Consider the following 10,359-nt stretch of genomic DNA (forward strand, 5'->3'; position numbering starts at 1 on the left):
ATCCGAAACAGCGTGTGCTTGGAAGACATGAGACCTACGGTACTGGCCTATTCACATCAGCCACTCCGGTATCTACGGAGGAGGGGCACACTTTGTGCCCGCCTCTCAGCGACAACGGCTTCTCGAAGGGCCAGCACGCGACGGTGGATCCGATAGTCGGTTGAGCGCGGAATGTAGCCCGGGCCGTATCGGCCCCGCCCGAGTCGGTGCACCCGACCGTGCTCTACCTCCCATCGCAATGCGTCGGAGACAGCTTTCGATGGGCGCCCGCGTAACCAAAAGCCGTGGTGGTCAAGGGCATCGATCAACTCGGCGACGGTCGCCGGACCGTGCAGGGCCAGGTGCATAGTGAGCACGTAGCGTAGTTCGATGCCTCGGAGGTGACGCTGATTCATCGGCGAAACATCGCACAGAGCTACGACACCGAGCACGGTTGTCGCTGTGAGGCGGGCACATCGGGTGCCGCCTCCCGGAGTGACGGGCGTGACTCGCTAGGTCAAAGCCGCCGCGATTCGGCGCCACTGCTCGCGTGGATAGGCTTTCGGGTCGCTCAGCAACACCTGGATGCACACGTGATCGGCGCCGGCCGAACGATGCTGGGAGACCCGACGCAGGATTGCCTCCTCGTCGCCCCACGCGATGATCGCGTCGAAAAGGCGCGGGCTCACCTGTGCCAGATCCTCTTCGGAGAAGCCGGAACGCAGCAGATTGTTGGCGTAGTTCGGCAAAGCCAAATACGAACGCAGCCAGTCGGTTCCGATAGCATGTGCTTCGGCGGCGCTGTCGGTGAGAATCACGGTCTGCTCTGGCAGCAGCAATGGTCCGTCGCCCAGAGTCCCACGGGCCACTGCGGTGTGCTCGGGGGTGACGAGGTAGGGGTGTGCACCGGCGCCACGTCTCGCGGACAGTGACAGCATTTTCGGGCCGAGCGCAGCCAGCACCCGTCGTTCGGTCGGCACCGGCTGTTCGGTGGCGTCGATGGCGTCCAGGAAGGCGACGGTGGCCGCCAGCGGTTTGCGGTAGCGCCCAGGCTCGCCGGCATCGATGAGCGGCGCGTGGCTGACCCCGATACCCAGCAGGAAACGGTCGCCGTGGGCGGCAGTCAGTTCTGCGTATGACGCGGCGACGTCGCTCGGCGTGTGCATCCAGAGATTCAGGATCCCGGTCGCGATCGTGGCTTGCTTGGTCGCGGCGAGGAGGTTGCCCACCGCGTCGAAGACCGCGCCGCCAACGTCGGGTATCCACAGTGCCCGGAACCCCAACTCGTCCAATTCCGCTGCTGCGTCCGCGGATTCAGCGGGGTTGCCGTAGCGAAGCTGGCTACTCCAGATCCCGATACCGGTGAGGTCCATCGACGGTGATTCCTCTCGTGGCAGGCGGCCGTGGTTCATGGCTTCGGGGCATCGTCTCAGATGCTTACATCGGGGTAGTCGGGTACTGCCATCGAGTCGTGCATCCGTACGCCCTTGGTGTTCAACTTCGCGGCAGCCCTGGTGAATGGCGCGGGCAGCGACGAGACCAACTGTGCACCACGGGTGACGGCCCATACCCCCGCGCTGGAGCCGGGAAGGAGGGTCTTGGCGGCGCCTCGCGCGAAGACCCGGCTACGACTGACCTTCTCGGCCATCTCCTGCTGGTAGGCCGCGAATGCGCGCAGATGATCTCCGCGAGCCGCGATGAGCTCGCCGGCCAGCACGTACGCTCCGATGACCGCGAGGCTGGTGCTGCCGCCAACCGCGGGCCCCGGGCAGTATCCGGCATCGCCAACGAGGGCGACTCGGCCTCGTGACCAGATATCCAGTGAGAGTTGGCTGATCGAGTCGAAATAGAAGGTGGGCGTGTCGTCGACTTCGGCCAGCCAGCGGTCCGCCTGCGCAGCCAGCCCGGCGAGCGCGTCGCGCAGTAGTTCCTTCTGCCGCACTGTGTCTCGGTAGTGGTAGTCCAGCTCCGTCTTGCGCCGGAACATAAAAAGCGCCCGGCCGTCGTCAAGGTGCTGCGCAGTGTAGATGCCCGCCATCCGCCCAACTCCGGCGTGAATGATCATCTCGCCGTCAGGCGCAAGCGATTTGGGCACTGACACCACCGCGAGGTATCCACCGATGAACCGGGTGAGCCCGGCCTCGTCACCGAACACCAGACGCCGGACATTCGAGTGCAGCCCGTCGGCCCCGACGATGACGTCGAACCTGCGCGCCGCCGCATGTTCGAACGTCACCTCGCCGTCGGGGGAGATGGACTCGATCGAGTCGCCGAACACATACTCGATGTGCTCGCGGCCGGCGTCGTAATAGACCTCGCTGAGATCGTCGCGCATGATCTCGACGTGCCGGTCGGATGCCGCGCCGACAATCTTGGTGAGGTCGACGCGTGCTGGGCGACTCCTGCCCTCGCGATACAGCGTCAGCCGATCCGTGCCGGTGGCTAGCGATTCGATGCGCGGCAAGACGCCCATCTTCGCCGAAATCTCCATCGACGGACGGAACAAGTCCACGGCGTGGCCGCCGGTCTTTCGCAGCGCCGGTGCGCGCTCGACGACGGTGACCTCGAAACCGCCGCGCGCGAGCCAATAAGCCAGCACCGGTCCGGCGATGCTGGCACCCGAGATAAGGATCCGCATCAGACCTCCCAACGGCCTGCCCGTCTCGTATCTTCGCCGGGCTAGAGTCCGAGGTTATGCGATTCGGATTTTTCATCCCGCAAGGCTGGCGACTGGATCTGGTCGGCATCAACGTCGACAAGCACTGGGCGGTGATGCGCGACCTGGCCAGCTATGCCGACGACAGTGCGTGGGACTCAGTGTGGGTCTACGACCACTTTCACACCGTGCCGATGCCCACCGGCGAGGCAACCCACGAGGCATGGTCATTGATGTCGGCCTATGCGGCCACCACGTCGCGAGTCAAGCTCGGTCAGATGTGTACAGCGATGAGCTATCGCAATCCCGCCTATCTCGCCAAAGTCGCCGCGACCGCGGACATCATCTCCGGTGGCCGCGTCCAGATGGGCATCGGTGGTGGCTGGTATGAACACGAGTGGCGCGCATACGGTTACGGGTTTCCGTCAGCGGGCGAGCGACTGGGCCGACTCGACGAGGGTGTGCAGATCATGCGTGCCGCCTGGCGCGACGGGAAAGTCAGCTTCGCCGGCAAGCACTATCAGGTCGACGGCGCGATCGTAGCCCCGACACCGTTGCAGGACAACGGGATTCCGCTGTGGATCGCCGGCGGCGGCGAGCAGAAGACGCTGCGCATCGCGGCGAAATACGCACAGTACACCAACTTCACCGGCGAGCCGGCCGGATTTGCCCATAAGTCCGATGTGCTCGCCGGTCATTGCCGAGATGTGGGCACCGACTTCGACGCCATCGTGCGTTCGGTCAACGTCAACGCGATCGTGGACACGTCGGAGACGGCCGTCAAGGACCGCCTGCAGCGCATCCGCGATCGGCTGGTCGGCCCCGTGCCGGAGTCGGCGGCCGATGCGATGCTCAGCGGAACCAGCGGGCCGGATTCGGCCACCGGCACCACCGAGCAGGTAATCGAGCGGCTGCAGAAGCTCCGCGACCTCGGTTGCGAGTACGTGATCTGCTACTTCCCTGAAGCCGCATACGACCGGTCCGGGATCGAACTCTTTGAGCGCCAAGTGATCCCGGCGCTGAGCTAGACGTCGCTGGTGCGGTAGCGGATCTTCACCGGGGGCGCGGCCAGCAGGGGCGGCAGTTGTGTCACCTTGCCTTCGCCGGCGCGAAAGGCGCGGTAGGCCTCGTCTGCCTCGACGGTCTCCCAGATTTCGTAGATGAGCCAGTGGGCTTCGTCGTCGTCGTCGACGAGCACGTCGGTGCGCACGTTCCCGTCGAACGCCCGGGTGACTTCCAGCGTTCGGCCCATCAGCTCGCGTCCCGCGGCGACCTCGTCGGGCTTGAACCTGAGTTCCAGCGTCACCGTGACCGTCATCGTCGTCTCCTCGTGGTCGTCACTTCGTGTTGCTCACCACCGAGCACACCGTTGAACCTACGGTCGACCCGTTTAACGAAGTCGGGCGCCTCCGGAATAGAGATGAGAACGCGGTTTCCGCTTTTGCGGAACGCTGTTGTACCGTTTGGTGAGCGCATTATCGTAGCGGCGGCTGACGGAGGATCTCTCGATGCAGAAGGCAATCGATGCCACTATCTCTACCTGGCCTGATGACAACCCTCAGCTGATCGGTAGCCGGTGTGGGGACTGCAATGCCACCACCTTCCCCGCGCAGGAGCTCTGCCCGCGCTGCAGCGGTTCGTCGATGAGCGAACACCTGCTGCCGCGCAGCGGAACCCTGATCACCTGGACCACGCAGGGCTTTCCGCCCGGCGCCCCGTATGCCGGTCCGACCGGCGATGACTTCGTACCTTTCGGGGTGGGTCTGGTTCAGCTCGGCGACGTGATCCGAGTCGAGGGCCGGCTGACCGAAAACGATCCGGCCAAGCTGAAGTTCGGCCAGCAGGTCGAACTCACCATGGTGCCGCTCACCACCGACGCGGACGGCAACGAGGTCGTCACGTTCGCCTTCCAGCCGGTTTAAGGAGACCTGACATGACCAATGATGTAGCCATCATCGGCGTAGGCCTTCACCCCTTCGGCAGGTTCGACAAGACCGCGATGCAGATGGGTGCTGACGCCATACAGTTCGCATTGAAAGACGCCGGAGTCGACTGGAAAGACATCCAATTCGGCTTCGGTGGCAGCCACGAGGTGTCCAACCCCGATGCGGTGACCCGTCTGGTCGGGCTGACAGGCATCACGTTCACCAACGTGTTCAACGCCTGCGCCACCGCGGCAAGTGCCATTCAGCAGACCGCCGACACCATTCGGTTGGGTAAGTACGACATCGGCATCGCGATCGGACTGGACAAGCACCCGCGCGGCGCGTTCACCGACGACCCGGCCAAGTTGGCGTTACCGCAGTGGTATGCCAACAACGGGCAGTTCGTCACCACCAAGTTCTTCGGCATGAAGGCCAACAAGTACATCCACGACCACAACATCTCCCAGGCCACCCTGGCCAAGGTGGCCGCGAAGAACTTCCGCAACGGCGCGATCAACCCGAACGCGTTCCGCCGCAAGCCAATCCCTGAGGATCAGATCCTCAACTCAGCGGTGCTGAACTATCCGCTGACGCAATACATGTTCTGTGCTCCGGACGAAGGCGCCGCGGCGGTGATCATGTGTCGTGCCGACATCGCGCACAAGTTCACCGACAAGCCGGTGTACGTGCGGGCCAGTGAGATCCGGACCCGGACCTTCGGTGCCTACGAGGTGCACGCCACCTTCGCCCCGTTGGACGAGGACGTCTCACCCACCGTGTACGCGGCCAAGGCCGCCTACGAGGCCGCCGGCATCGGACCGGAGGACGTCGACGTCGCTCAGCTGCAGGACACCGACGCCGGCGCCGAGATCATCCACATGGCCGAGACGGGCCTGTGCGCCGACGGCGAGCAGGAGAAGCTGGTAGCCGACGGCGCCACCGAGATCCATGGCACTATTCCGGTGAATACCGACGGCGGGCTGATCGCCAACGGCGAGCCGATCGGTGCGTCCGGCCTGCGCCAGGTGCACGAGCTGGTCCGCCAGCTGCGCGGCGAGGCGGGCGAACGTCAGGTGCCCGGCAACCCGCGCGTCGGCCTGGCCCAGGTGTACGGCGCACCCGGCACCGCATCAGCGACCATCCTGTCGCTCTAAATGGCCGGCCCCAGTAAGTCATCCGCGTCGCGGATGATGTAGCCATAGCCCTGCTCGGCCAGAAAGCGCTGCCGGTGCGCGGCGTAATCGGCGTCCTGGCTGTCGCGGGCCACCACCGAATAGAAGATCGCGCCGCCGCCGTCGGCCTTCGGCCGCAGCAACCGGCCGAGCCGCTGGGCCTCCTCCTGCCGTGAGCCGAATGTGCCCGAAACCTGCACCGCGACAGCGGCTTCCGGCAGGTCGATGGAAAAGTTGGCCACTTTGGAAACCACCAGGGTATTCACCTCGCCACGGCGAAACGCGTCGTACAGCGCCTCGCGTTCGGCCGTCTTGGTCGAGCCCTGGATCACCGGCGCGTCCAGCACAATGCCGAGCTCATCGAGCTGATCCAGATACGCACCGATCACCAACGTCGGCTCGCCGGGGTGCCGGCTCAGAATCGACTTGACCACAGCCACTTTCGAATGCGCCGTCGAGCACAGCTTGTAGCGTTCTTCGGGCTCGGCGGTGGCGTACATCATCCGCTCGCTGTCGGTCATCGTGACCCGTACCTCGACGCACTCCGCCGGCGCGATCCAGCCCTGGGCCTCGATGTCTTTCCACGGCGCGTCATAGCGCTTAGGGCCGATCAACGAGAACACGTCGCCTTCGCGGCCGTCCTCGCGGATCAGCGTCGCGGTCAGCCCCAGCCGTCGGCGGGATTGCAGGTCGGCGGTCATCCGAAACACCGGGGCCGGTAACAGGTGCACCTCGTCGTACACGATCAGCCCCCAGTCGCGGCTGTCGAACAACTCCAGATGGCGGTACTCGCCCTTGGTGCGACGGGTGATCACCTGATAGGTCGCAATCGTGACCGGCCGAATCTCCTTGCGCTCACCGGAGTATTCGCCGATCTCCTCCTCGGTCAACGAGGTTCGGGCGATCAGCTCGCGTTTCCACTGACGGCCCGCGACGGTGTTGGTGACCAGAATCAACGTCGTCGCGCTGGCTTTCGCCATCGCGGCCGCGCCGACCAGCGTCTTACCCGCGCCGCAGGGCAGGACCACGACGCCGGAGCCGCCGGCCCAGAACGATTCGGCGGCCATCTCCTGGTAGTCGCGGAGTTGCCAGCCGTCCTGCCGCAGGCTGATCGGATGTGCCTCGCCGTCGACATAGCCGGCCAGATCCTCGGCGGGCCAGCCGATTTTGAGCAACATCTGCTTGACTCGGCCGCGCTCGCTGGGATGCACGACCACGGTGTCATCGTCGATGCGGGCTCCCAGCATCGGCGCGATCTTCTTGTGGCGCAACACTTCCTCGAGCACCGCACGGTCCAGGCTAACCAGGGTCAGGCCGTGGACCGGGCTCTTCACCAACTGCAGCCGACCGTAACGGGCCATGGTGTCGACGATGTCGACCAACAACGGCTGCGGAACGGCGTAGCGCGAAAAGCTGACCAGGGCGTCGACGACCTGCTCGGCGTCGTGGCCCGCGGCGCGGGCATTCCACAGCGCCAGCGGCGTGATCCGATAGGTGTGCACGTGCTCGGGCGCGCGCTCCAATTCCGCAAACGGCGCGATCGCGGCGCGTGCCGCACCGGCGAGCTCGTGGTCGATTTCGAGCAGCACCGTCTTGTCGGACTGCACGATCAACGGTCCGTCAGTCATTCAGCGCCGCTCCTCCTCATCACTTCGTTCTGCATCGTCGCCGGCGGCATATCTCCATTATCCGTAATCCGCCGACAACTAACGCCGGTCCTCGTCGTCGGCCGGAACCACCGAGGTGATGCGGTGGATGGCGAACTCACGGGCGCGGCTGGAGGCCGAATCGAACGCGACCAGCTGTCCGCCGGCCACGGTTATCGGCGACACCACCCGCTGAGTGGCCACCCCGGCGGCGTCGACGTAGTTGATCAGTACAGTCTCGTCTTGCCGGGCGGCTCGCTGCAGCAGCGACATCGCCACCGCCGGATCGATCCGGACACTGCCGAACGGCGCAGTGGTGACTTTGCGAAGCACAGCGACGACCGCGCCGAGAGTGTCGGTGCTGGGATGGGACATCGGCCGGTGTGGGCGATGGCGCTGCGGCGCGGGAACCCGCGCTCCGCGAGCCCGGATGTCGACGATGGTGCCGGTGGAGTCCTCGGCGGCCGGTGCGAATCCAGCATCCTGCAACGTCGCGAGCACTTCGCTGATCGGTGCTTGGGATATCGCGACGGTCGGTGCCAACACCCGCAGGCCGAGATGCGCGGCGCTGGCCACCGCCTGGGCGAGTAGCGTCGGGTCTTCGCATCGCAAGAACGACGCGGCCATACCGATCCGCAATTGGCCGTGCCGGCGGGCGACATCGTCGATCAGGTAGGTCAAACCCTGCGGCACAGGTGTTTTGGAGTGCTTGTGGAAAAGGGAATGCAATTCGTCGGCAGTCTTGCCGATGTCGAGCGCATGCCTGATCGTGGGCTCGCTGATGCGGTACACCATCGCCGTGCCGGCGGACTCGACGGTGGCCACCGCTGACAGTTGCTCGGCCAGGTGGCGCTCCAGCGGCCCTGGTACCACCACGGTCAGGTCGGCCTGCACCAGAAAGTGATCGATCGGTGGCGGAAGGACCCGCGCCATGGCGGCGATCGCCTTCCCGTCGTCCGCGCCGCGGATGACCGCGCGGGCCGGTGTGCTGATCGCGCCGCGGCCCACCAGGCCGAGCGCTTGCGCCTCGTCCAGTAGGTCGGCGATCGGCCCGGGCTGTAGCCGCTTGGACCAACGGGGCCGCCGCCAGATCAACGCCGCCGACGCGGTGGTCTTGTCGACTCCGGCGCCGGCCGGCAGCTGAGCCAGCATGTCCAGCAGTAGCCGGCGGTCCAGCGGGGCCGCCGTCGAGTAGAGCGAATCCGACAGCGCAGCATAGGGTTTGGCGTCAGGGCCGCGGCTGCCGATCAACGCCGGCCTGGCCGCAAGGTCAAGCCAGGTGGTGGCAAGCAGATGCCAGCGCTCGGCGGCGGAAGCCTCGGTGAACCGGTCAGCGGCCACCGTCGGCGCCCAGTAGGGCGGCTCGCCACCGACCGGCTGTGGGTCGGGGATGCCATTGGCGATCAGGCCTGCGGCGGCGGCCAATTCGAGGACCAATCCCAGCCGGGTCTCGTCGATCCCGGTGATCTTGGCCAGTCGCCGAATCTCTCGCACCCCCAGTCCGCCGCTGCGCAGCTCGGAAATCGGTGCTGCGCTGAGTGTTTCGATGAGAACGTCCATTTCGCGCAGCAGGTCGATGACGGCACCGCCGGCTGCGGCGTCTGCGTCGGCGGCTGTGGTTTTCGACACCACCGGATCCGGTGCCGCGAGCCGCGCGGGCCCGGGTTCTTCGCCGCGCAGCACCTGCCCGACATGGCGGGGCAGGATCACCGTGTCAGCGTCGATGCGCCGCAGCAGTCCGACCGCAAGTAGTTGCGGCACTGGCCGATCCCCAGGCGCCCCGGGTGCGGCGTCACGGGTGCGCCCGAGTGGGGAGCCTTCCAGCAGCCGGTCCAGCAGCTCTCGCTGCGGCTCGTCGAGGCCGTCAAGCGCCTCGGCGATCTGCTCCGAGCTCTGCCAGGCGTCCTCCAGGGTCACCTGTCCGACGTACCAGGGCAATCCGCCGCCGGCATCGGGGGCCACTCGCAGCTCGAGGTCACCCCAGACCAGGGCGCGTTCCCTCAAGTCGTCGAGTGCGTCGAGAACCTCGGCCTCGGGTGCCCGGTCGCCGATCAGCGCGAGCAGCTTGGCAACCGGCACTGCCGCGGCGTCGGCCTGCAACACCAGCAGGGCGTCGATCACCGCGAGCCGCAAGAAATCCAGCTCGTCGGTGGCAGCCTTCAGCGACTGGCGAGCCTGAGCGCGGGCGGCCAGCGCGGCGATGCTGCCCGGTGGCGGCTGGGCGAGGTCGGGCCGCAGCTCCAGCAGACGGATCAGCCGGTCGTCGGGCAGCTCGGCCAGCCAGGACCCCAGCGGGATGCCCGGGGTGTGTTCGGTCATTGCTGACCAGCGTAAAGCAGCACGGGGAGTGCGCCTTGCCAGCCGACGGCGGGCAAGGCGGGCCGCGGGGAATCCGACGGCCGGGCCACCGAGGTCGCTCGGAACCTGTCAGAATGGACCCCGTGGCTGACAAGAAGGCGCAGAAGACCCGTTACGTCGACAACGGCTGGCCGACGACCAACCCTGACGACCATGCGGTGAGCGAACTGGCAACCGATCGGACTGGCGCGCTGTCGCCTTTCGGCGACCTGGTCTTTCCGCTGCCTGCCGACGAGCTGCCCTACGTACATCCGGTCACCGACGTCAGCCGCTAGGCGGACCGACCGCAGTTTGCGACGTCCTGCCGGCGCCGTCTAGGCGAGGGACGACAGCGCCGGGTTACCACTCACGCTCTGCGACTGAATGGCTTTGAGCAGATCCTTGAGGTAGCTCGGGTCCATGTTTTGCGACGGCGCGGGCGCCGGGTCACTCGGAGCGGGCGCCTGTGGCACGACGGTCCACTGAGCAACTGCGTCGGCCTGATGAACTTCCTGCGGCCCATCCACGGGTGCCTCGATCGCGACCGACTCGGCCTGGACCGGCTCGGCCTGCACCGGCTCGGCCGGGGGAGCGGGTGGCTCCGGGGGCGGCGGCGGTGCATCCGCGGGAGCGGGCGCCTCGGG

The 10,359-nt window shown here is 66.3% G+C and carries 10 protein-coding genes and 1 pseudogene; 4 read left to right on the forward strand and 7 right to left on the reverse strand.

All coding sequences use genetic code 11. The features are described 5' to 3' along the window. Positions 1-56: 56 nt before the first annotated feature. The 3 genes from WAO18_RS17345 to WAO18_RS17355 all read right to left on the reverse strand — a co-directional run bounded on the left by WAO18_RS17345 (position 57) and on the right by WAO18_RS17355 (position 2,617). Positions 57-395 carry a hypothetical protein gene (locus WAO18_RS17345; RefSeq protein WP_422207471.1) on the reverse strand — a complete coding sequence of 113 codons (339 nt, stop codon included), beginning with the start codon at positions 393-395 and terminating at the stop codon, positions 57-59. A 96-nt stretch (positions 396-491) separates the two neighbouring features. Continuing rightward, positions 492-1,352 (reverse strand): LLM class F420-dependent oxidoreductase, encoded by an 861-nt coding sequence (locus WAO18_RS17350; RefSeq protein ID WP_422207472.1) that lies wholly within the window; start codon positions 1,350-1,352, stop codon positions 492-494. Positions 1,353-1,408: 56 nt separating this feature from the next. Beyond that, on the reverse strand, positions 1,409-2,617 hold the full coding sequence (locus tag WAO18_RS17355) for an FAD-dependent monooxygenase (protein ID WP_422207473.1): 1,209 nt from the start codon (positions 2,615-2,617) through the stop codon (positions 1,409-1,411). Between the two features lie 56 nt (positions 2,618-2,673). On the opposite strand from WAO18_RS17355, the gene WAO18_RS17360 reads away from it, so the two are divergent. Next, positions 2,674-3,663: an LLM class F420-dependent oxidoreductase gene (locus WAO18_RS17360; protein ID WP_422207474.1), complete on the forward strand. Its 990-nt coding sequence runs from the start codon at positions 2,674-2,676 to the stop codon at positions 3,661-3,663. On the opposite strand, the gene WAO18_RS17365 is transcribed toward WAO18_RS17360, so the two are convergent. Beyond that, positions 3,660-3,953, reverse strand: a complete 294-nt coding sequence (locus WAO18_RS17365; RefSeq protein ID WP_422207475.1) for a putative quinol monooxygenase — start codon at positions 3,951-3,953, stop codon at positions 3,660-3,662. The genes WAO18_RS17360 and WAO18_RS17365 overlap by 4 nt on opposite strands. Positions 3,954-4,143: 190 nt before the next feature. Here WAO18_RS17365 and WAO18_RS17370 point away from each other — a divergent pair, with 190 nt between their 5' ends. Both WAO18_RS17370 and WAO18_RS17375 read left to right on the forward strand, forming a co-directional pair. Next, positions 4,144-4,557, forward strand: coding sequence for a Zn-ribbon domain-containing OB-fold protein (locus tag WAO18_RS17370; protein ID WP_422207476.1), 414 nt, complete (start codon positions 4,144-4,146; stop codon positions 4,555-4,557). Positions 4,558-4,568: 11 nt separating this feature from the next. Beyond that, entirely contained in the window at positions 4,569-5,714 is a 1,146-nt protein-coding gene (locus WAO18_RS17375) for a thiolase family protein (RefSeq protein WP_422207477.1), read from the forward strand. Here WAO18_RS17375 and WAO18_RS17380 read toward each other — a convergent pair. Both WAO18_RS17380 and WAO18_RS17385 read right to left on the reverse strand, forming a co-directional pair. Then, positions 5,711-7,360, reverse strand: a complete 1,650-nt coding sequence (locus tag WAO18_RS17380) for a DNA repair helicase XPB (RefSeq protein ID WP_422207478.1) — start codon at positions 7,358-7,360, stop codon at positions 5,711-5,713. The two genes, WAO18_RS17375 and WAO18_RS17380, sit on opposite strands and share 4 nt — an antisense overlap. A gap of 78 nt (positions 7,361-7,438) precedes the next feature. Next, entirely contained in the window at positions 7,439-9,697 is a 2,259-nt protein-coding gene (locus WAO18_RS17385) for a helicase-associated domain-containing protein (RefSeq protein ID WP_422207479.1), read from the reverse strand. 113 nt (positions 9,698-9,810) lie between these two features. Here WAO18_RS17385 and WAO18_RS17390 point away from each other — a divergent pair, with 113 nt between their 5' ends. Further along, positions 9,811-10,011, forward strand: a complete 201-nt coding sequence (locus WAO18_RS17390) for a hypothetical protein (RefSeq protein ID WP_422207480.1) — start codon at positions 9,811-9,813, stop codon at positions 10,009-10,011. 39 nt (positions 10,012-10,050) lie between these two features. On the opposite strand, the pseudogene WAO18_RS17395 reads toward WAO18_RS17390, so the two are convergent. Beyond that, positions 10,051-10,359, reverse strand: a pseudogene (locus tag WAO18_RS17395) (hypothetical protein); the annotation flags it as partial.

The sequence above is a fragment of the Mycobacterium sp. genome (assembly GCF_049278535.1).
GTDB lineage: Bacteria > Actinomycetota > Actinomycetes > Mycobacteriales > Mycobacteriaceae > Mycobacterium.